Below are 20,786 nucleotides of genomic sequence, written 5' to 3' on the forward strand. Positions count from 1 at the left end.
GGCACAATCCCATTCAACGCCGTTAGCCTGGGATGCATATGAAACAATTGATGCGTGAGATATTCACACGCGCGCTGCTTTTCAGTGGAACCCCCGCGGCGATTCGAGCATTTCTCTGGCGCGATCGCACCGCGATTCTGCTCTATCACGATCCGTCGCCCGCCACGCTCGAAGCTCATTTTGAGTACCTGAAAGACAAGGTCGAGTTCGTGCCGTTGTCGCAGGCAAATTCGCGAGGTAGTGGTCGCCCGCGCGTGGCCGTCACGTTTGACGACGGCCATATCGGCAATGCAAATCTGCTGCCCGTATTCATCAAGTACGGCGTGTACCCGACCATTTACATCTGCAGCAGTGTCGTGGCGCACGATCGTACTCACTGGTTCCTACATCCTGTCGCGAGGGATGCGGGTGTGAAGCGGCTGATTCGCATGAAAAATCACGAGCGCCTGGCTGAACTCGACGCGCGAGGCTTTCGTCAGGACTTGCCAGACTCATCGGCGACGATTAGTGGCCTCAGCGCCGCCCATATTGAAGAGATGCGCCCCTATGTCGACTTTCAGTCTCACACACGCTATCACCCGACACTAACCTTCTGTGACGATGACGAATGCTTTGAAGAGCTTGCGCTATCAAAGTCGGAGGTAGAACGGATTGTAGGTAAGCCTTGCGAGCATTTCGCGTATCCCTATGGCATTTATGGTCCGCGCGAAGTCGAACTGCTGAAGGCCGCCGGCTACAAGACCGCACGCACGACCGACGTAGGCTGGAATGACGAAGGAAGCGACCCGTTCCGACTCAAGGCGTTCGACATTGACGATGACTCTTCCGTGTCGTGGTTCGCCGCGCAGCTCACGGGCCTGACGTTGGTGCCGCGCTATCTGCGACTGGGGCGCGTCAGGCGCCTGGCTCAGCGCATCTTTAGCAGGCCACGTGCATTGAACCAGGCGTAGAAAGCACCGCGCCGCCGACGACAGCGCGCTGACAGAAACTGCCGAGGCCGGGAGATGTCGACCGAGCGCCGACGCGACAACTCGCGCAGCGGCGTATGACACCGTCGTGCACCGCGCTGCATCCAACCCAGGGCAGCGAATCGTCACGATAAGGTATTCGCTAATAAAAATACTATCGCGCGCGATCTCGGCTTCGAGCAGAACAAGCGGTCAACGTTCGAGCACCTGTCAATCAAAGGCGCAACCGGACCGCCAGTGCAATATTCGTAACGGCCTTATTGTTCCTTATCTCCACGGTTAAAAAGGAAGGCGGCATGCGTAAAATCTTCATCACGTCTCCGGGTACCGCCAATTATCCGGAAATTACTGCCTATCAAAACTATTTTAAAGCGCGCGGCGTGGATGTGGTGGTCGGAACAATCAGCGATTACCGCGCCCTCGATAACAAACGAAATTTCGTGTTGTGGGAAATCATGGGTTTTTATCCGAACCGGTTTGAATCCGACTTTGTCATCCATGACTACCGTTCTCTCTCCGTGGGCGGCTGGCCGGCGATGAAAGACGTCGCGAAGCGGTATTTCAATTGCCAGCCGAATCTGCGGATCTTCCAGAACAAACAGCAACAGGAGATCATGGGTTTCGGTCACGGCGTACCCAGTGTGATCCTGCCCATGGGCGTGCCGAACTGGATCTTCGAGGTGCGGGATGGCGGTCAGACCGAAAAGAAAGCTGATTTCTGTTATATCGGCGAAATGAGCGTCGAGCGGGGCTTCGATCGCGTGCTGGAAGCATTTATAAACAACTTTCAGAAGCGCGACGTCTCGCTCCTCCTGGTGGGAAAACCGGACCCGCGCATCTACGAAAGATTTTCGGATGCAAAAAATATCATTTTCACTGGGCCGTTGCCGCAGCGTGAGGCGCTGAAGCACGTGGTCGAATCCGATGTTGCGGTGTGCTATTTCCCCTATCACCGGCCGCACTGCTATCAAACGCCGACCAAGCTGCTCGAGTATGCTGCGCTCGGCAAGAAAATCGTGTGCAACGACTCGCCGTCGAATATCAGATGCTGTGAAGAGATGGGCATCCATAGTGTGATCACCACGGCGAACATCTTTGACGGAATCGATGAAGACGCCGCGCGCGGTGCGACAGCGAATCGTCGGACGGACTTCGCAGACCTCATTTGGGACCGGGTGATAGAGCAATCCAACGTCGCGGCGTTTCTGCCGAAGGATATCAAGCTAACCAACGCTTGACCAATCCATTGACGTGCGACATTTCAACGAAGGCGACCCGAACTGCCCTTGGTAGCGCTGAGTCAGCCGAAGAGACACTTGAACGGTGGCAATGACATGCAGATATTCATCCTTCACCCCGGCAGGGCGAATTATCCTGAGATAGATGCCTACACCAGGTATTTTGTGAGAAACGACTGTAAGGTAACGTCAGGGACACTGGATGATTACAAAAAAGTCAAGAATCCGGAGGAGTACGTTCTCTGGTGCATCATGGGCTTTTACCCCAGGATCCCTGCTGCAAAATACGTCATCCACGATTACCGCTCGCTGTCGGTCGGGCGTAACAGTGCGCTAAAGGACAGCATCAAGAAAACGTTTCAACCACGGCCCGATCTTCGAATATTTCAGAACGACTCAATGAGTGCAGTCATGGACTTCCGCGACGGCGTCGATACCGTTTTCCTGCCGATGGGCGTACCCGATTGGATTTTCACGACGGATGCTGACCGCAACCAGGCGCTTCCGTCGGGAACGTATTGTTATCTGGGCGAGATAACGCGGGAACGCGGCTTTGTCGGCTTCATCAGGGACTTCCTGGCCGCCAAGCGCGACTCGGATACCCTCGTTCTGATTGGGCCTGTTGAAAAGGAAATCTCCGACGCATATCTTCGATCGCCCGGCATCCTGTTCACGGGACGCCTTGCGCAACGCGATGCCCTCGCGGTGGTTCGCAACTGCGAGATTGCTATTTCAACCATCCCGTACAAGCGTCCGTACGACCTGCAGACGCCGACCAAGCTTCTGGAATATGCTGCGCTCGGCAAAAGAATCATCTGCAATGACTCGCCTTCGAATCTGAACGCCGCCGCCAAGTTTGGAATTCTATGTAAAGTAACGGGCCCAGACGTATTCTCTAGCATCTGCAATTTCCACGGCGATATGGTGCCGAAAAATGACCCCTCCACGCTGCTGCATTTGCGGTGGACAGATATAATCGCCGCCTCGGGCGTGGATCGATATCTCGCGCGGCTCTAAAAATTAAAATGGTTTGCGCGATGACACACGCAAACCATTTCTGAAAAAGTGAATTCTCGAATCGTTTCCACGAAAGCTGCGTCGCTAATACGAAAATAACCGGATGCTGTTTTTTTCGAATCTCCTGATCGAATCAAAAAATGCGCGAACCGCGCGAGACGCGCCTGGAGGCGGTTTCATCCAATCAGAGCAACCAGCTCGGTAACGACGTTTCGATCGGCGCAAGTCAGTCTCGTCGCGATCGGCGTTCCGTGAACGTTGGTTACGGAGTGGTGCTTCGATTCTTGCCGCGCCCCATCGGCACGTTCGGGCAAGTTCTTCGCCCGTCCCGACTGCGCGAATCGATGAAGAGTTGATGGTCACGCGCGTGAAGAGGCTTTTGTCCGCTACTCTTCACTTCGGCAAGAGCACTGTATGCGATCGGTCCCAGACGACGGCTTGCTGCAAATCGCGCAGTCTGCGCAAGCAACTGAAACCGGCGCCGCGTCCCCTCTTCGCCGGAAAATCTCGCTAAGCCCCGCCGCGCAGCTTCACGTAGTCACTCGCTCAGCACCGAACGGCCCTGGCGAATGCTTCTCAACTGGGCCGAATAAAGCAGCGCGATGTTGTTGAAGAAACGATCTTCACTGAATCTGTTGCGCGCTTCCTCCTGCGCGCGCCGCAATAAACCTTCACGAAATTTATCCTCGGCTATCAACTTCACGATCAGCGAAGTCGCTTCCGCAGCCGTCCGATAAAGAACGCCGGTCGAATTGTGACGAATGGTGTCTATATTGCCGGGACAATCTGACGCCACAACGGGTGTGCCGAGCGTCATTGCCTCAATCAGAGAAATCGGCATTCCCTCCCAGGAAGCTGTCGACAAATAAATATCCGCTTGCGCCACAGCCGCGATTACTTCAGCACGCGTAAGCCAACCGGTCACGCGCACGCCGACGTCCTCGAGCGCCCTCCTGAGATCTGCGTCGCCGTCGCCGATCCATACGAACTCGACGCCGTCCCGATCAAACGAGCGTGCAATCTCCGCGAACAACCGCGGATTCTTTTGCACACGAATGCCGCCGACAGTCACAATTTTTCGCCTTTTCGTCGATCCGACTTTTTCGGCGCTTTCCAAACGATTGGTGCCCTGGACACTGACAGCCCGATCGATCGCGTTCTCGACCAGTACTGCATCTCGCCGAAGATAGCGGCGAATAGCGGCGCATTCACTCTCGGAGCAGCCAACGTATGTGCAGTTCTTCACACACGCAAGCAACTCCAACGCGGCGAAACAGTATCGCTTCAACCTGCCTATGTCTCGCCGTACGAAAGAGATGCAGTGCGGGCTATAAAGAAGCGCCGTTGACGGCAACGCAAACAAGGTCGACATTCGTCCAAGGAAACCTGCGAATGACGAGTGCAGATGGACGATATCCGGGTTCAATTCGATGAGTTGTTGGCGCAAGACAGACATGATCCGTGCCAATGATGGCCCTTTCATCTGCAGATGCTGCAGGACGACGTCAGAGTGAAACATCGCGCGCAAATTCTTCGGTGTTTCCTCGCGCTCTGAATAGATCACATACACCTCGTGACCTTCCTTGGCGAGGCGCGTCGCAAGCGTGCTCACAACTGCAAGCGTTCCTGTAGCAGTCGATTCGATTACGTGGACCACTCTCATAACATGTTTCTCGTGAGTTGCGCAGCAATAGCGGAACACATCCCCGATCGGTCACGGCGATCGGGACGACATGCAATCTACGACAGGAAAAGGACCTCAGCCGGCTCAGTAGGCGCCGTCTTTCGCGAACACCACTTTGACGGTTCTCAGAAGAATCGACATATCGAATGTCAGCGAGCGGTTCATTGCGTATTTAACATCGAGCGAAACCCGCGTGGGATAGTCCACATCGTTGCGGCCGCTGACCTGCCATAAGCCTGTCATTCCCGGCTTCAGCGCGAGGTAGTAACGAACATCGCGGCCATATCGCACCAGCTCCTTCTGCACGATAGGACGGGGTCCCACCAGGCTCATATCGCCGCGCAGCACGTTCCATAGTTGCGGCAACTCATCGAGGCTCGTCTTGCGCAGAATGCGGCCAACCGGCGTCACGCGAATATCGTTTTTAAGCTTGAAATCCCGGTCCCACTCCGCACGAGCCTGCGGATCGGTTGAGAGCAGTTTGGCGAGAACTTCATCCGAGTTCTTGACCATGGAGCGGAACTTCAGACACTTGAAAGTACGTCCTCCTCGGCCAATTCTCGGATGACCGTATACCGCGTTTCCGTGATCGCTCATGACTGCCAGCGCAATTATCAGAAGAACCGGGAAGAGCAGGATGAGTAGAACCGACGCCCCGCAAACGTCCATCGTTCTCTTCACTGCGTCGTCCCACCTTGCGACGAAGATGTTCTCGCTTTGCGGGTTCGAGTCATCCACGGCGACCTGTTTTGAATTCGCCTCAAGGCTCGCCTCTTCCAGTTTCGGATCCGCGGTGGCGTTGGATTCGAACATACTATCTCCTCAGTTCGGAAACTCGTGGGGAACGATGCCGGCGTAGGCACCCTGCGCTTGCAAAACAGATTCCGGTGTGGAAGTGAATCGTTTAGTTACGCTAATTTCATTGATTCACTGATGAGTCACGACGAGCGTAACATCTCACTCAAAGACCGAATGTTAGCAATAGCGCATAAAGTCCCGCCATCGTACAGTTCGATCGCGACAGGTCGCCTTTATCAGGCGCACCGACAGCTCTTCTGCCAATCAAATACGCAGAATTCGAATTATGGCTTCGTTCTTTGATTGGTCTTGTCGCCAGGTGTCACTCGTAAATATCATGACAAAGCGATCACGTCAGACGCATACTTTTATCAGATGTTTAACCGTTCTTTCCAAAGCTCGTGATTTCGAATTTGTCTAAAAAGAGACGACAGTTTTCATCTCCACATAGACCTTATTTGCGCGTTCAATGAAGAAAAAAGAGAAAATTTGATGAAGGAACAATTTGTGTAATGACTGACCGCGGCAAGGTCTATGTGATGACTCGCGCTGCACATCGAAGTCGCAAGTATCCCGGCTCGGCACTACGAATCGATGTGCGTTCCCGTACATGATCGGACGATTCGCTCATTGCGGAGTTCGACGCGAAGACTTCGTGATATGCCGACAAGCGTGGCGCAACCGGCGTCGGAAATCTGATAGTGAGACATTGCGTCACACAACAAACTTCAGCTGGGACTGATGCCGTCTCTGAGCGCATGGCGAAAATGCGCGTAACGGTCTCACAGTCAGACATTGCCGCTCAGCAGCCGGACTCTGACGTCGACACGGTATTCGATGCGAGTGTTCGACATATCCGTGCCGTCAATGCGGTCGCTTCAACAATTGATGTTCATCGGCACACTTAACTTTGACGTTTTCGGACCACTTCCAGGCGACAGCATTTATAGTTGAGAAATGAAACTCACACCTTTCTTTTTATTCGCCGTCTTAACACTTTTGTGTGGGCAGCCGATGTCGGCCTTCGCGAAGAACGGTCGCGCCAAGACAACGAACGCGACTACCGCCACTGCTCAGCAACTCGTGGCGCTGCAGCCGCCGCCCACCGGAAGCGGAAACGACCGTTTTGCAATGGACGTGAACTGCAATCTCTGGAGTGCGGATCAGACGGCGCTGAGCGAATGCTCAAAGGACCTGGATCTGATTGCCGGATTGGGCGTGGGTACGGTTCGCCTCGGCGTTTCGTGGGACTTCATGACGCTGGCCGACGGCAGCACGCTGGACCCCAACAAAGTGGCCTTTCTGAAGTCGCTTCTGAACGCCGCACGCACGCGTGGCATGAAGATTCTGTTCCAGGTGGGCATGTACGCGCCGTCTAGCGCATACCAATGCCCGGCCACCAGGAATCCGCCGACCGCATCGTCACCGCGACTCGACTTCTGCGACGCGACGTTCACGAAGTATCTCGGCTCGCTCATGGACGTCGTTCTGCCCTTTACGGCTGACATCGAACTGTTCAATGAGACCAACTGGTCGTTCTCCGCTTCGGACCCGTCTTACGGCGATCCGAACGGTATCCATGGCTACATTCTGAATCGCAGCAAGACGCTCTATTCGGAAGCCAGGCAGATCCTGAACACGAAAAGCCAGTCGGGCTACAAAACGGTTCTGCACACTCAGGGCATCTCGTACTTCTACAACTCGGCGTACCCGAATAACGGCTGGCAACCGCCCGCGGGCAGCGAGCTGATCCAGGCGACCGACTACATCAAGGCAATGGGTAACAACACAAAGAGTGCTTCCAGTCCGTTGAACGTCGAGATCGATGTCGTCGACGTTCACCCCTACTTCAGCAGCGCCGACTACCAAACGCTGATGCAGTCGTTCAAGACGACCGTTTCGACTCTGGTTGCTAGCGGTCCCAAGCCGATCTGGATCACGGAAACCAACAACGGGACGACCCGTACGGACGCCGGACAACTCGCGGCATTCAATCAGTTGAAGGTGCTGATGGACAACGGTTCGGTGGCAAAGGCATTCTGGTATGTCGTGCGAAACGGCGATCCGAGCAACGGGGAAGGCGACGGCTACTCAATCTACGATTACAACCGTAACCTGATTTGTCCGCAGCTTGCAGCCGCTATTCGGGCCTACACCGCGAGCATCCCGCGATCGCAGCGATTCCTATCGGGTCCCTACCTGACCCCGGTCAAGTGAAGGCGTCTAATTGCAATCGACGAGATGAACGCGAACGCCGACTCCGGCGTTTGCGTCATTTTGCTGTTCTGCCCTGCTCCAACGTGCTTGATGGTGTTGCAAAGAGGAGGCAGGCAGCGGACATCCGCAATGACGGATGAATCATAAGAGAGCGATGAGACTAATTATCCTCCTTTGATCCTCTCGCGCGCGCAACGCAAAGCGCGCACGCGAAGACCCCAATCGCCACGCCGATCAGCAGACAGGCGGCATGCGTCAAGAAATTTACCATCTTCCACTCCCTTTACGACCACATCGAATTTTTGAGAAGTTGAACAGCACGATGTCATCGGTGGCGTAGCTATGGCTTGAGATCTTCCCTAGCGGCACCGGACAGTGTGATGAAGGCAATCCAAAGTCCGGCAGAGATTGACAAGGGCGCAGTGTCCCGCTTGCGGATGGATGCCGACCTAATAATCGAACTCACTATACCACGGGTTTAGCCACGCTTTCGGCGCCAAACTCCAGAATGGCAACCGCATTGCATCGCCGGCGGGCGCGCGGGTTCAGAAGCCCGTGACGTACGTAAATAGCCGACGCGGTAGGAGAGCGCGAAGATGCCGGCGTCGCGATGGACGAATACCATCAGCATCAAAATGGCAGCCGCCGGCCGGCACAAACAGAGAGGTCGGAAAGATCCCGCCATAGATGAAGACGCCGGTGCCCGTGCGCTCAGCTTTCCAAAGCGCCATCAGGCAGATCAAGTGCCCGGCGAACGCAGTGATCGGTAAGAAACGGACCGTGGCGATCTTCGTGTATTCCCTTTCGCTGGTCAGCGCTTCACCCAGCGTCTGTTGCAGAAACACGCTGAATGCGAAGGCGATCACCGGAATCGAATCGGAGGGGCCGGAAATGATCGTGGCCACCAGGCGCGGGCCGATCGGTATGGCGACGGCGCTGGAACTCGTCATTGCACGCACGGCTTGCGCCTTGTCCGCCGCCATGCACGCAACCTCCAGACGCAAGCCGATTAACGAGCGGATAAAAAGTACCCGAGAGCCGTCGGCCCGCAGAACTTCCCGATCAATAGAATCGAAACGAAATTGAGCACCTGACTCAGTACAATTCCAGCGACACTGACGAATGAGTCTTTGATATCCGCCAATCATCCACGCGAAAGTCGGCCGATCTTTCATCGCCATTCGTGACGACGGCCCTCGCGCCGTGAAGGCTAGTCTTTCTTTGTCTCTCCACTGGCCGGCAGTGCATCGAGATAGGAAGCACTGCGATAGAGGTCTGCGCGCGCGCCCAGACTATAGCGATAGACATCCGTATCGATCGCGTTGAAGATCACGCCCTTCACGCGGGCATTCGCCTGCTTGAGCTGCTTGGTGGCCTCCACCACCTGCGCAATGGAAGTGGTCTCGAAGCGGGTCACCAGCAGCACGGTGCCGCAGCTATCCGCAAGCGCGGTCGCGTCGGATACGGCGAGCACCGGCGGCGTGTCGATCAGCACGATATCGTATTCGCTCGTCTTCGCGAGGAATTGCTGCATGCGTTCGCTCACCAGAAGCTCGGCCGGGTTCTCCGGTATCGCTCCGCGCGCAACGAAGTCGAGGCCCGGGCGCACGTCACGCATGATCACCGGGTCGGACGTCACCTCCGACGTCAGATAGTCAGCCAGACCGGGGGTCGAGTCGAGACCAAAGTATTGCTCGAGATGACCTTTGCGCAGGTCCGCGTCGATCAGCAACACCCGCTTGCCGGCCGCCGATACGACCGCCGCCAGATTCGCCGAAAGGAACGACTTGCCCACCTGTTCCGTCGGCCCCGTCAGCAGCACGCGATTGTCGCCCGATTCCGATTCCAGCATGGCAAAATGAAGCGCGGTTCTGAGTCGGCGCAGGCTTTCAATCGACGGGTCGCGCGGAAACTCGCTCGCCAGCAGGAACTTCTCGCCAGCGGGCAGCTTCGGCGTCTTGCCGATTCGCGCGACTTTCGCCTGCGACAGCGGCACGCTCGCATAGACGTTCAGGCCCGTTTGCTCCTCGATCTCCTGCGCGTCGGTCACGCCCCGATACAGCGCCGTACGCCCGAACGCCGCACCCACGCCCAGAATCAGGCCGCCCAACGCAGCATAGATAATCACCAGAAGCTTGTTCGGCTTGATCGGCTCTTTCGGCACCACCGGGTTATCGATCAACCGCACCGTTCCAACCTTGCCGGCGCGAACCAGTCTGAGCTGTTGCATGTTGTTCAGCATGCCGACGTAAAGCTCGTTGTTCACGTTCATGTCACGGGTCAGGCGCACCGCATTCTGCTCCAGGTCCGGCAACGCCTGTTCCTGCTGCGACAAGCTGCCGATCTTGCTGCTCAGCATGCCGATCTGCTGATCGATCGCCTGGATCGCGGGGTGACCCGGCGCGTAGATCGCGCCCATCTCCGCGCGCTTCTGCTTCAGTTCGAGCAGGCTGCGCTGCGTGGCTACGCTTTGATCCAGATAGGCCTTGCCCTGCTCACTCAGATTGAACACGCCCATGCGGTTGCGCATGTCGTTATAGCGTCCCTCGGCGCGCTCGAGGTCGCTCTTGAGTTGCGGCAGCTGCTCGCTCAGGAACGCAAGCGACTTCTCGGCTTCCGCCGCCTTGCGCTTCAGATTCTGCTCAACATACGCATTGCCGATTTCGGCGAGCGTGCTGGCCGTCAGCAACCGCTCAGAGCCCATCAGCGACGCGCCGATGATGCCGCTGTCCTTACCCTTCTGCGAGACCGTCAGCCGGTTTTGCAGGCTTTCCACCGTCTTTTCGCGCGACTGTCTCTCCAGAATGAATTGCGTGCCCGGCTTTGCGTTCAGCGAATCGACCTGCAGCGTGATCGCGCCATCGGGCAGTTTCGTGTCGAGCTTTTTGCCCACGCGACCCTCGATCGGCTCGCTGAGATCCGACTGCTCCAGCCGGTAGCGTTCGCCCTCCAGAACCGTCAGAACGAACTTCTCGCCTTCGAATGCTTCCGGGACGTCGAAACTGGACACCTTGATCGCTTCATCGCCCCATGCATATCCGCCAAATCCAAAGATACCTGGCTCGGAAAGACTCCTGGCTTGCCGGCCCAACCAGTCTCCGATCAATGGAAAGCGCCTGGGCTTTGCGCTGACGTCGAGGTGCAGATCGTCGACGGCTTTTCCGACCACCATTCTCGACTGCAGGATTTCCATTTCAGCCGTCGCCTCTGTTTTGACGTCGAACATGCTGGAGACGTCGCCCAGCGGGCTTTTTGAATTGTTGGTCGGAATGCTGTCTTCAACCTGCACGAGAATATCGGCCTGGTACACCGACGGCGCGATAAACGCGTAGGCCACGCCCAGGGCGAGCACACTGCCGGCGATTCCACCGACCAGCCAACGGTTGGCCAATAGAACGTCGAAATAACGCGAAAGACTTACATCGTTATTCCGGAGCACGGCAGCATTCGTAAGCAGAGAGTTCTGATTCATCGAAACCCCAGGGCGGGTGTGCGAAAAGGGTGGAAGCTCGATTTAATGTGCAGGCGATGCGGCATTGCCAGATCTCGCTTTTCGTCACGGGACGGCTGAAATCGGACGCACAGGCCGAGTACGTCAGTCCTGCTCGCAACGCACCCGGAGAGCAAATCCCTATGATCTACACCCCGCCGCGTGCTCGAAATAAATCGTCTTATCGTTTAAAAGGGACTTCCGCCGGGTCTGGCGCAGACTTCTAATTTTTCCGCATCCGATGTATTGCGCCAGCAAACAGAAATCGAGTTATTCATAGCAGACGTCATCGCAGCCTATCTGACGGCTTGCCGCACCTCCGTACGCTGCCGCACATTCGCGTCTTTCGCCCCAACGGGGTCATGCGCAATTGCGATGTCGCTATTTCGATCATTTCGAACAAGCGCTCGTATAGCGTGAAAACACCGACAAAGCTGGTGGAGCAAACGGCGCCGAATTCGCGCAACCGCACGCAACGGTGCTAGCGCTTCGTCACGAAATGCCAGAGCGCCGAACACTCGGTCTCGGATATCCGGTAGTGAGGCATGGCTTTGCGCAACATCACGTTGACTGGGTCGATGCCTTCCCTCAGCGCCCTGCAGAACGTTGCCTGATCGTAACTGCTCGCCGGACCGGCCCTTCGACTCTTCGCAGGAAACAGGTTGCCGGCGGTCAAGGGTGGCGCGAATGCGTCGCCCGAGCCGGTTTGCGAATGGCAGTTCGCGCAACGCGTGGTCGAACCAGGCAACAGACGATCGTCGTCGCGCAATTGCGCCTCAACCGAATGCTGCCCGTTGAAGATCGAACACCCGAGATCGTTCGACTCACAAAGCGGCGCGCCATGCGCGACATACGTGATGTTCGCCAGCGCCAGCGCCAGCGCACGCGCCGCGGTTTGCCGTGACCGTACCGCCATCACTGGATCTGCACCGTGCGCGAAACGCTCGGCACGCCCTTCGCGTTCAGGCCAAACAGCATGTAGTAGCCAGGCACGACGACACCCGGATCGGAAGGAATATTGATCAGATATTCGCCCGCCGTTCCTACCGTGAAAGTTACGGGTACCCGCCGCTGCTCGTTGTTGACCGCGTGGGTCGACGAAGACATGCGCATCAACGCAAAGGCCGTGATGCCACTGCTGCCCGTTACGGCGATCGATGTACCGAGCTGTGCCGTAGTGGGCGCGGCTGTGAGGGTCGGTCGTGTTGCCGCCGAGCCGTCCGCGTTGAGCAGGTACGGCGGCGTCAGTATTTCGAGGTTCGTATGATTTGTCGAGCAGCTTCCGCACAGTCCACCGCCACCACTCAGTACTCGACCGTCCGACAACAGAAGTGCGATGCTGTGATAGTTACGCGGCACGGCTTGCGGCGGGAGCACCGAGAAAGTCTTGGTGGTAGGGTCCCACAACTCTGGCGCCAGCACGGCGGTGTCGTCCGAAAACGTTACCGGGAACGCCTCTCCACCCAGGACTACCACCTGACCGTTCGGCAAGACCACGCTGGTGTTAAAGGCGCGGCGGTAATTCATCGGCGTAAGCGTTTGCGTCACCGCGGTGCCGCTGCTGATGTCGATTAGCGTGGCGTCCGCAGTCGCGTTGGAATACTCGTAGCTCGGCGCACCGCCTACAGCCAGGATCTTGCCGATATCGTACATAACGGCGTTGCCGTTCATCGCATCGGTATCGCTGCCCCGGTTGCCGGCAGGCGTCACGCTGCCCGCGCCGGCGGTATCGAACCAGTGCATGGCAACGCTCGGACCGGCGTGGAAGACTCGCCCATTTGCCACCGCAAACAGCCATGCATGATTGTCGGAGCGGAAAATGCCAGCCGCGTCATTCGTGAGGATGTAGTCGGCGAGAATGGCGCTATTGACCTGCCAACCCGTACTCGGTGACCAGGTTTCGCCGGTCTTGCCGCCCTCGCCTCCGTTCCACGAGCCGCCCACCAGGAATACGTTGCCATTGCTCAACGTTACGCTGCCGTGGTAGGCGCGCGGAATAGTCATTAGAGGACCCGACGACCATTTTCCGGTCGAAGGCGTGTAGAAACTCGTCGCGTCGCTGCTCGAGCCACCAGTGACGTAAATACGGCCATCCGGAAGATTGACGATGCCCGGGCAGAACATATCGTGGCCGGTATTCGTCACGAGAACCTGTTTGCTCGTGCCGGTAGTCGGGTTAAAGATTGCGGTGTATGTGTTGCCGGGGGTCACTTCGCCAGACGTAAAGTCCAGCTTCTTGTCGGAGGACCACACTACCACGGTGCCATCGGGCAGATTCGCCGCAGCTGCCGGCACGATCGACAGGTTATAGGGTGTAGTCCACTTCGCCGGCAATGTTTTCGCGGTCATGCCGCTGATCTGCCACGTCTGCGGAGCGGCTCCGCTGCAAGGCTGCTGCGTTATCTGCGAGCCCTGCGCCGTGAGGCTGGCAACAGCCAGACACAGGTGACTCTGCGACGCGACGATTGCAAAGCCGCCACCTTGCGGGATCAGCTGAAAGCTTTGATTCGCCTGGCCATTGCAGGTCCACTGGTCCGCCCCAGCGCCGGCGTCCGTGCTGACACCGTAGATGTCGAGGCAAAGGTTGCTGTTGACGTTGACGAACTGATAAAGCCCGTTGTTCTGCGTCAGTGTCCAGTGCTGGTTATACCCGCCATTGCACGTCCACTCGATAACCGAGGCGCCAGGCGTCTTCGATTCGGCGTTCACATCGGCGCACAAGGTCGTGCCGTTGACGGTGAGCGTGCTCGATGTCTGCGCGTCGGCAACTGTGCAGAACATCGAAAGCGCCGCCATGAATGAGATTGGCAGCAACGCTTTCACGCACCTGTCGAACAATTGCGAAAGGATCCTAAACGATCGGTTTTTTGACATAGCCTCAGTCCAATAGGTTACACACGCCCTAATGCGCCCAGTACATCGCAAACTTGATCCGCGCGAGGCAGGTCATCACTTCGCCAGCGCAACATTGCGTTCGCGTCGAAGCAGTAGATTTGGGTCGAGTGATCGGCAATGTTGCCGAGTGGCAGGGTGCTGCCCGAAAGCGCTTTGCGCATCCGGTCGACGTCCTGCAACGTCGGCGTGGCCGCCCGCCATTCGGGTCCGGCCTGGAAGCGCATGAGCCATGCGTGCAGCGCGGGCGGCGAGTCGGAAAGCGGATCGATTCCGATCGACACCAACTGAACGGGGTAGCGGTGCTGTAACTGCGATATCCGTTGCTGAACGGTGCTGAACAGCACACCCTGCAAAGGACAAACTGAACTGCATCCTGTGTAAATCGTCTGCAACGCAGTCACTTTCTGACGCAACAGGTCGGTTAGCAACTGTTTCTGGCCGCTTTGATCGACCACCCAGAAGTCGTCGAGACGAATGGGCGGTGTGACGAGTCCTATGCTTGCGTGCTGCGCGTATAGCGGAAAAGAAACGCCGGCTAACGCCGCGGCCGATATGCCACGCAGCAGCGCGCGGCGTCCCGGACTTCGGACCGGCGCGCACGCACGCAACGCCGCGCGAGTCGGCGCGTGTTGATGGAACATGACTATGATCTCCTGCAACGTGTAATGGCTCGCAGAACCATTCGTCGCCATCTCTTATTGCGTGTTACCCGCGCGATAATGCGCACGAGTCGCGCGACGGCTACGTTCTCTTTCTAATTGCGAATCAACGGTATTCGGGAGCGTAGCAGAGAACCTTCCGGAAAATGACAGCGTCAGGCCCGCGAGTTGCTCCGCTTTGTGAGGTCGGCCACATAACAATGAAACTTCAAAAACTGGGTGTTTTAGAAAGCCCGAGCAAAACCCTATGTCGTCCTGCAAATCTGGAGCAGCCCACTGAATCACCGACCAAGATCTCCCGCTTAAAACAGCAGCCAGGCATACACCTGCGTTTCGGACTAACAGGCGGCAATAAGCGATGAAGGCGCTGACGGAGCCGGAGCGCCGGAGGCGATGGTCAGCCAATGAAAAGCTAACGATGGCGCGAGAGCGTTTTGAGCCGGGCAAGTCGGTGTCGATGGTTGCACACCAGCAGTGCTTCAATCCGAACCAGGTGCTTCACTGGCGCAAGCAGTATCAGGACGGCAGTCCGTGATCGGGCAAATCAGAGAACTGCAGTTCTCGCCGAGCAAGAAAAACATGGGCAACGAGACTCGTCGTGAGGCGGCGGAAATGGCCGAAGTCTCGAAAATGGATTGCGCGCTCAAACGTGGCGGCAACACGCGTTAGGCAGGCGGACCAGGTCGGTCTGGCCGAAGAGACTCGGCTGACCGTTACCGAACTGCCAAACCCTGCTCCTATAACGAAGGGGTTGCCCAACAAGCCCTCAGCATCGGCACGATGGCAAGTCCGCGCTGGCGAATAGCAAGCAGCGCCGGTGTTCCGGTGGCTTCGAGTTTCGCCGCGACCACGGCGAGCCATTGCGCGCGTTTCGCTGGCGATGATATGCAGGTTCCGCGCCCCTGGCTCCCGGCCGTCTCCTTGTTCCGAAGCACAAAGTCAAACCGTGGCAAAATTCGCATTCCGCGATTTATTTGATGCAACCGGTGCGGCCCATATAAATACCTCGGCAGCATTATTTTCTTTCTAAAACCATACCGAAACATTTAATTAGCATTTAATTAGGTCCCAAGCCCTCCCGATAGGAACCATACATTGGCGGAAATTAAAGTGCCCGACTGTCTAAAAGCGACTAGTAACAATTTTGTAACGGTTTTTTTGTTGTTTTGTGAATCTCGAATTCGGGCGTGAGAACGCGTCTGGATACGCGTGGGAAGGGAGGAGGGACGCGTTGCCGATAGGCTCACGTACCACAAAGTTCGTTGTTACGCTTAGTTACGTCCGATGGCGCGAGATTTGTTCCAATTCTGTATCATTCGTATTCATCAGATCACTCAGGGAAAACCTTGTCGATTTTGATTCGATTGGAAAAACTTCACAATTTGCGACGAATTACCGAATCTTCCGATTGAAAGTGATAAAAGTGGTTTTCTAGGTCGCATTAAATCTGAAGATTAAACGCGATTAGTGCCCCACGCGAGTGCGGCAGCGGGCGGCTCTTGACAAAAGCCGATCATTATTCAGTTGTACTTCGTGTTGTTGCGTATTTTTTCGTGGCGACGTCCTTATCACGCGAACGTTGTTCGTTTTAGCGGCCAGGTTCCATCGGCCTTGATAGACAGATGTCCTTCTCCAGCACACTCTCTCCAAGACTAAAACCGTCAGTTCGTCGGCTTCCCCAGATCGCAAGAACTGCTTCGGCGCTTGCATTTATCGCAGGAGTACTAAGCCTTGCGGGTTGTGGCGGTGAAACAAGCGATGATGGCAGTACCGCGTCCGTGACCGCTAACTCCCTCCCTGCCGACACAGTCGCGAACGCGGCTACAGATCCGTACAGCAACGGCGTAGTGCCCCCCGACAATGGCTCTCCGCCGGTTCAGGCGAACGGTCAGCCTTACAACCGCGCCCCGGTGCAACGGGCGGGACAAGGCGATTGAACCGTTTCGCGACGATCGATACGAAACCCGCATATCCCGTGCAAGAGCATTTTCAATCGTGATGTCAGCGACCGTTGACTCACGCGTTTGACGTGTTTGCGTTACGTATGCCATCGCTTCAGGAACTGATGGTCATCGGCAAACGTAATTCCAACGTTCTCGGCCCATCCCCGGTCAGTAGCAATTTATAGCTAAGCCATGAAACTCAGACTCTACTCACTATTCGCCGTTTTAGCCCTGTTGTGCGGGCAATCGATGCCAGCGTTCTCCCAGACGAGTTCGACCGCCGCCACCGCCAAGCAACTCGCGGCGCTGCAGCCGCCGCCCACCGGAAGCGGAAACGACCGTTTTGCAATGGACGTGAACTGCAATCTCTGGAGTGCGAATCAGACGGCGCTGAACGAATGCTCAAAGGACCTGGATCTGATTGCCGGATTGGGCGTGGGTACGGTTCGCCTCGGCGTTTCGTGGGACTTCATGACGCTGGCCGACGGCAGCACGCTGGACCCCAACAAAGTGGCCTTTCTGAAGTCGCTTTTGAACGCCGCACGCACGCGCGGCATGAAGATTCTGTTCCAGGTGGGCATGTACGCGCCGTCTAGCGCATACCAATGCCCGGCCACCAGGAATCCGCCGACCGCATCGTCACCGCGACTCGACTTCTGCGACGCGACGTTCACCAAGTATCTCGGCTCGCTCATGGACGTCGTTCTGCCCTTCACGGCTGACATCGAACTGTTCAATGAGACCAACTGGTCGTTCTCCGCTTCGGACCCGTCTTACGGCGATCCGAACGGTATCTCCGGATACATTCTGAATCGCAGCAAGACGCTCTATTCGGAAGCCAGGCAGATCCTGAACACGAAAAGCCAGTCGGGCTACAAAACGGTTCTGCACACTCAGGGCATCTCGTACTTCTACAACTCGGCGTACCCGAATAACGGCTGGCAACCGCCCGCAGGAAACGAGCTGATCCAGGCGACCGACTACATCAAGGCAATGGGTAACAACACGAAGAGTGCTTCCAGCCCGTTGAACACCACGATCGATGTCGTCGACGTTCACCCCTACTTCGGCAGCGCCGAATACGACATGCTGGTGCAGGCATTCATGACCACGGTGTCGAACCTCGTCAGCAGTGGCGCGAAGCCGATCTGGCTGACCGAGACGAACAATGGCACCAACGGTACGGACGCCGGACAAACGGCCGCATTCAACCAGTTGAAGGTTCTGATGAACAACGGTTCGGTGGCAAAGGCGTTCTGGTATGTCGTGCGTAACGGCGATCCGAGCAATGGCGAAGGCGACGGCTATTCGATCTACGACTACAACCGTAACCTGATTCGTCCGCAGCTGGCAGCCGCGATTCAGGCCTACACGGCGACCATTCCGCGTTCGCAACGCTTCCTGTCCGGCTCTTACCTGACTGCGATCAAGTAAGCCTGCCTGCTGTAACCCATGAATGAACGGAGCGCGACTATCGCGCTCCTTCGTTTTTCCGTTTTGGCCGAGTTGACAGGACCGCATCCAGTTTGAGCGCGCAGCGAAATTCCCGAGGCCGAGCTTCGCGAGGATGAACTGGCACTGTGCCAATGCGTTGCGTCAAACTCGTCGCTGCCGTAATCGAAGGAGCAGACACGGCAAACAACGCGGCGCCACCCGGGAGTCGAGAAACGCCCGAGCCTGACACGCCGTGCGTCCGGACGCGCACGCCAGCCGGCATATTCGCCTGACAGCGGACGAGTCCGCTCAGCGGCGTGTCTTTCTGCTTTTCTGCGGCTTCGGTGAGGTGAGTGCGGCGCTCCAGAATGCGGAGGTCGCGCGTTTGGCTGCCGCTGTCGTTCTTACCCGCGCTGAGTTGGCGACGGTATTGGCGCCGCTTAACCACATGCTCAGGAACGGGTTCTTCTTCGTCCACGGATTCTTCATGTCGGCCTCGATTGAACGGACGTCGAGCGGGCGAGCTACCGATAGATCAACGCGCTCGTTCTGCGCGTCGGTGTCGCGGCGAAAGCGGGCAAGCAATGGCTATTCCCGAACATTCGTAGCCTCTTCGCGCCATCTACCGCATCGCTCGCCCAGCAGGACGTTGCGGTAAGAAAATCACGCAGAGCGCCATGAACGAACACAGAATCACCGACGCATAGAGTCGGCTGATCTCGAGCCCACCTTGAGAAATGGGTTTGTCGAGCAGGTCCCCCAAGGTCGCGCCGAGCGGACGCGTCAGGATGAACGCCGCCCAGAATATAGCGGTCCGTGACAGCCGCGACCAGTAATAAAGCGCACCAACGATCAGCAGCCCCCCACCGAAGATCAAAGCGCCGTACTCATAGCCAAGCCCCAGACCGCCTCGGTCCGATCCCGCCACCCAATCGCCCAAGGCCGTACCCAGTGTCTGCGAAAAGAGGATCGTCACCCAATAGAACCACTCGGCTTTGGGCGTGGTCACGCTCTGCACCGCCACCGTACCTTCCGATTTGTACCAGACGCCCAGGCTCGCAAGCAGAAGCGCGAAGACGATGACTACACCGCCCGGATAGCCGACTCCCACCGAACGATCGAAGAAGTCGGCCAGCGTGGTACCGAGCGTGGTCGTTGCAACGATGGTCGCCCAATAGAGCGAGGCATTGAACCGCTCCGCCCTGATCTGCCCTGCGACCAGCCCAATAAAAATAACCGCAAAAATCGCGGTGCCGATCAGATAACCCAATTTGAGCGACATGGTCACCCAATCGCCGCCCGTTTCGCCAAGCGTCGTGGCGGCGATTTTGATGATCCAGAAGCCCAGCGTGATCTGCGGGACTTTACTGACTGCATGCGCGCGAGTTTGCGACGGGTTGCTATTCATGTGACGTGCTCACTATTCTCGTGGCTTGAACATAGGCTCAACCATCGCAGAGCAACTCTTAACAGCACCTTAAGCATCCCGCCGAATCACGCGGTCAGATTTTCCTGCGCCAATAACGGGGCGGTAACTCCGAGGGCCTTCAACGCAGTTCCAGCCACATCGGCTGATGATCGGACGAGCGGCTGTGCTCATCGACATCGCACGATGCAATGCGTGCGCCCAGGTCTTCCGTGACGAAAACGAAATCGCACGCGAATGGTCCATCGGGCCATTGCTCGTGATCGTATAGGCCGACCGTCGCGGCACGCGGCTCGCCGGGGTGCGCGCGGGCCCACGCATCGACGAACGCCGGAGCCTCGGTGATCGGTTCGAGCATCCGGCAAAAGGCGGTGTCTTCGAATGCGCTGTTGAAGTCTCCGCACAAAATCGCGCTGACCGGGCGCGCCGTATCGGCAAACGGGCTGTCCGGCTTCTCGCCACGCGCGGGAGCGCGCGCGTGAGCGCACGCCTCCTGATGCAACTCGCGCAGTCTCGCCACTTGTGCGAGCCGCTGTTTCTCCGAATAGAACTCGAGGTGCGTGGTGATGACACGAAGCGGACCGACGTCGGCTTCGAGCACCGCTTCGAGCGCGACGCGCAGCATCGACGGCTTGGCGGGGTCCGCGGGCCACGGCAGAGAATGGCGCAGCACCTGACGAACCGGCAAACGGGTCGCGATGGCATTGCCGAACTGCCGCCGATGACGGCTCGCGCCCAACGAGGGCAGATCGGAGCCGATCGCATCGAGCACGGTCATCTCCGGCAGCAGAGCGGCAAGTTCGGCGAACTGATCGGACGATGGCGCGCCTTTCAGTCCGCCGGCCGCCGGTTCTTCGTTGAAGCCGCGCGTGACTTCCTGCAGACACAGGACGTCGAAGTCGCACAACGCGCGTGCTTCCCGCACGATCCGTCCGATGTCGACGCGGCCGTCGACGCCGCATCCCCACTGAATGTTCCAGTCGACCAGTTTCATGACGGCCTCCTTGAAAGATCCGG

14 protein-coding genes and 2 pseudogenes are annotated in these 20,786 nt (G+C 57.3%); 6 read left to right on the forward strand and 10 right to left on the reverse strand.

Translation table 11 applies throughout. The features are described from left to right. Positions 1 to 38: 38 nt before the first annotated feature. The 3 genes from OKW41_RS25320 (at position 39) to OKW41_RS25330 (ending at position 3,223) form a co-directional block, all read left to right on the forward strand. Positions 39 to 950 (forward strand): polysaccharide deacetylase family protein, encoded by a 912-nt coding sequence (locus tag OKW41_RS25320; RefSeq protein WP_429447367.1) that lies wholly within the window; start codon positions 39 to 41, stop codon positions 948 to 950. A 314-nt stretch (positions 951 to 1,264) separates the two neighbouring features. Further along, positions 1,265 to 2,206 carry a glycosyltransferase gene (locus OKW41_RS25325; RefSeq protein ID WP_429447366.1) on the forward strand — a complete coding sequence of 314 codons (942 nt, stop codon included), beginning with the start codon at positions 1,265 to 1,267 and terminating at the stop codon, positions 2,204 to 2,206. Positions 2,207 to 2,302: 96 nt separating this feature from the next. Further along, positions 2,303 to 3,223, forward strand: coding sequence for a glycosyltransferase (locus tag OKW41_RS25330; protein WP_429574307.1), 921 nt, complete (start codon positions 2,303 to 2,305; stop codon positions 3,221 to 3,223). 538 nt (positions 3,224 to 3,761) lie between these two features. Here OKW41_RS25330 and OKW41_RS25335 read toward each other — a convergent pair. Together OKW41_RS25335 and OKW41_RS25340 are read right to left on the reverse strand one after the other, a co-directional pair. Continuing rightward, a complete protein-coding gene (locus tag OKW41_RS25335) occupies positions 3,762 to 4,886 on the reverse strand; it encodes a glycosyltransferase (RefSeq protein ID WP_429574308.1) in 1,125 nt (374 codons plus the stop codon). 105 nt (positions 4,887 to 4,991) lie between these two features. Then, positions 4,992 to 5,588: pseudogene (locus tag OKW41_RS25340) on the reverse strand (sugar transferase); the annotation flags it as partial. Positions 5,589 to 6,836: 1,248 nt separating this feature from the next. Between OKW41_RS25340 and OKW41_RS25345 the strand changes: the two are divergent. Next, entirely contained in the window at positions 6,837 to 7,922 is a 1,086-nt protein-coding gene (locus tag OKW41_RS25345; protein WP_429574309.1) for a glycosyl hydrolase, read from the forward strand. A gap of 545 nt (positions 7,923 to 8,467) precedes the next feature. Here OKW41_RS25345 and OKW41_RS25350 read toward each other — a convergent pair. The 5 genes from OKW41_RS25350 to OKW41_RS25370 all read right to left on the reverse strand — a co-directional run bounded on the left by OKW41_RS25350 (position 8,468) and on the right by OKW41_RS25370 (position 14,948). Beyond that, the gene (locus OKW41_RS25350; RefSeq protein WP_429574310.1) at positions 8,468 to 9,097 is read right to left on the reverse strand and encodes a hypothetical protein; all 630 of its coding nucleotides are present in this window, start codon (positions 9,095 to 9,097) and stop codon (positions 8,468 to 8,470) included. 35 nt (positions 9,098 to 9,132) lie between these two features. Continuing rightward, positions 9,133 to 11,394, reverse strand: a complete 2,262-nt coding sequence (locus OKW41_RS25355; protein WP_429574311.1) for a polysaccharide biosynthesis tyrosine autokinase — start codon at positions 11,392 to 11,394, stop codon at positions 9,133 to 9,135. A gap of 499 nt (positions 11,395 to 11,893) precedes the next feature. Next, on the reverse strand, positions 11,894 to 12,328 hold the full coding sequence (locus tag OKW41_RS25360; RefSeq protein WP_429574312.1) for a hypothetical protein: 435 nt from the start codon (positions 12,326 to 12,328) through the stop codon (positions 11,894 to 11,896). Continuing rightward, on the reverse strand, positions 12,328 to 14,286 hold the full coding sequence (locus OKW41_RS25365; protein WP_429574313.1) for an RICIN domain-containing protein: 1,959 nt from the start codon (positions 14,284 to 14,286) through the stop codon (positions 12,328 to 12,330). Before OKW41_RS25365 ends, OKW41_RS25360 begins: the two co-directional genes overlap by 1 nt. A 17-nt stretch (positions 14,287 to 14,303) precedes the next feature. After that, a complete protein-coding gene (locus tag OKW41_RS25370) occupies positions 14,304 to 14,948 on the reverse strand; it encodes an SCO family protein (RefSeq protein WP_429574314.1) in 645 nt (214 codons plus the stop codon). A gap of 376 nt (positions 14,949 to 15,324) precedes the next feature. On the opposite strand from OKW41_RS25370, the pseudogene OKW41_RS25375 reads away from it, so the two are divergent. Next, positions 15,325 to 15,611: pseudogene (locus OKW41_RS25375) on the forward strand (transposase); the annotation flags it as partial. Positions 15,612 to 17,158: 1,547 nt separating this feature from the next. Beyond that, on the forward strand, positions 17,159 to 18,343 hold the full coding sequence (locus OKW41_RS25380; protein WP_429447350.1) for a glycosyl hydrolase: 1,185 nt from the start codon (positions 17,159 to 17,161) through the stop codon (positions 18,341 to 18,343). A gap of 309 nt (positions 18,344 to 18,652) precedes the next feature. Here OKW41_RS25380 and OKW41_RS25385 read toward each other — a convergent pair whose 3' ends face one another. The 3 genes from OKW41_RS25385 to OKW41_RS25395 all read right to left on the reverse strand — a co-directional run bounded on the left by OKW41_RS25385 (position 18,653) and on the right by OKW41_RS25395 (position 20,763). Continuing rightward, positions 18,653 to 18,832 carry a hypothetical protein gene (locus OKW41_RS25385; RefSeq protein WP_429574315.1) on the reverse strand — a complete coding sequence of 60 codons (180 nt, stop codon included), beginning with the start codon at positions 18,830 to 18,832 and terminating at the stop codon, positions 18,653 to 18,655. A gap of 133 nt (positions 18,833 to 18,965) precedes the next feature. Further along, entirely contained in the window at positions 18,966 to 19,751 is a 786-nt protein-coding gene (locus OKW41_RS25390) for a COG4705 family protein (protein WP_429574316.1), read from the reverse strand. Positions 19,752 to 19,890: 139 nt separating this feature from the next. Then, positions 19,891 to 20,763, reverse strand: coding sequence for an endonuclease/exonuclease/phosphatase family protein (locus OKW41_RS25395; protein WP_429574317.1), 873 nt, complete (start codon positions 20,761 to 20,763; stop codon positions 19,891 to 19,893). Positions 20,764 to 20,786 lie beyond the last annotated feature (23 nt).

Origin of the sequence: Paraburkholderia sp. UCT70 (assembly GCF_050434085.1) — a bacterium.
GTDB lineage: Bacteria > Pseudomonadota > Gammaproteobacteria > Burkholderiales > Burkholderiaceae > Paraburkholderia > Paraburkholderia tuberum.

Bases quoted from the DNA above. Each gene is read 5' to 3' on its own strand.
- OKW41_RS25320 (WP_429447367.1), top strand. From the start codon at position 39: ATGAAACAATTGATGCGTGAGATATTCACACGCGCGCTGCTTTTCAGT.
- OKW41_RS25325 (WP_429447366.1), top strand. From the start codon at position 1,265: ATGCGTAAAATCTTCATCACGTCTCCGGGTACCGCCAATTATCCGGAA.
- OKW41_RS25330 (WP_429574307.1), top strand. From the start codon at position 2,303: ATGCAGATATTCATCCTTCACCCCGGCAGGGCGAATTATCCTGAGATA.
- OKW41_RS25335 (WP_429574308.1), bottom strand. From the start codon at position 4,886: ATGAGAGTGGTCCACGTAATCGAATCGACTGCTACAGGAACGCTTGCA.
- OKW41_RS25345 (WP_429574309.1), top strand. From the start codon at position 6,837: ATGGACGTGAACTGCAATCTCTGGAGTGCGGATCAGACGGCGCTGAGC.
- OKW41_RS25350 (WP_429574310.1), bottom strand. From the start codon at position 9,097: ATGAAAGATCGGCCGACTTTCGCGTGGATGATTGGCGGATATCAAAGA.
- OKW41_RS25355 (WP_429574311.1), bottom strand. From the start codon at position 11,394: ATGAATCAGAACTCTCTGCTTACGAATGCTGCCGTGCTCCGGAATAAC.
- OKW41_RS25360 (WP_429574312.1), bottom strand. From the start codon at position 12,328: ATGGCGGTACGGTCACGGCAAACCGCGGCGCGTGCGCTGGCGCTGGCG.
- OKW41_RS25365 (WP_429574313.1), bottom strand. From the start codon at position 14,286: ATGTCAAAAAACCGATCGTTTAGGATCCTTTCGCAATTGTTCGACAGG.
- OKW41_RS25370 (WP_429574314.1), bottom strand. From the start codon at position 14,948: ATGTTCCATCAACACGCGCCGACTCGCGCGGCGTTGCGTGCGTGCGCG.
- OKW41_RS25380 (WP_429447350.1), top strand. From the start codon at position 17,159: ATGCCAGCGTTCTCCCAGACGAGTTCGACCGCCGCCACCGCCAAGCAA.
- OKW41_RS25385 (WP_429574315.1), bottom strand. From the start codon at position 18,832: ATGAAGAATCCGTGGACGAAGAAGAACCCGTTCCTGAGCATGTGGTTA.
- OKW41_RS25390 (WP_429574316.1), bottom strand. From the start codon at position 19,751: ATGAATAGCAACCCGTCGCAAACTCGCGCGCATGCAGTCAGTAAAGTC.
- OKW41_RS25395 (WP_429574317.1), bottom strand. From the start codon at position 20,763: ATGAAACTGGTCGACTGGAACATTCAGTGGGGATGCGGCGTCGACGGC.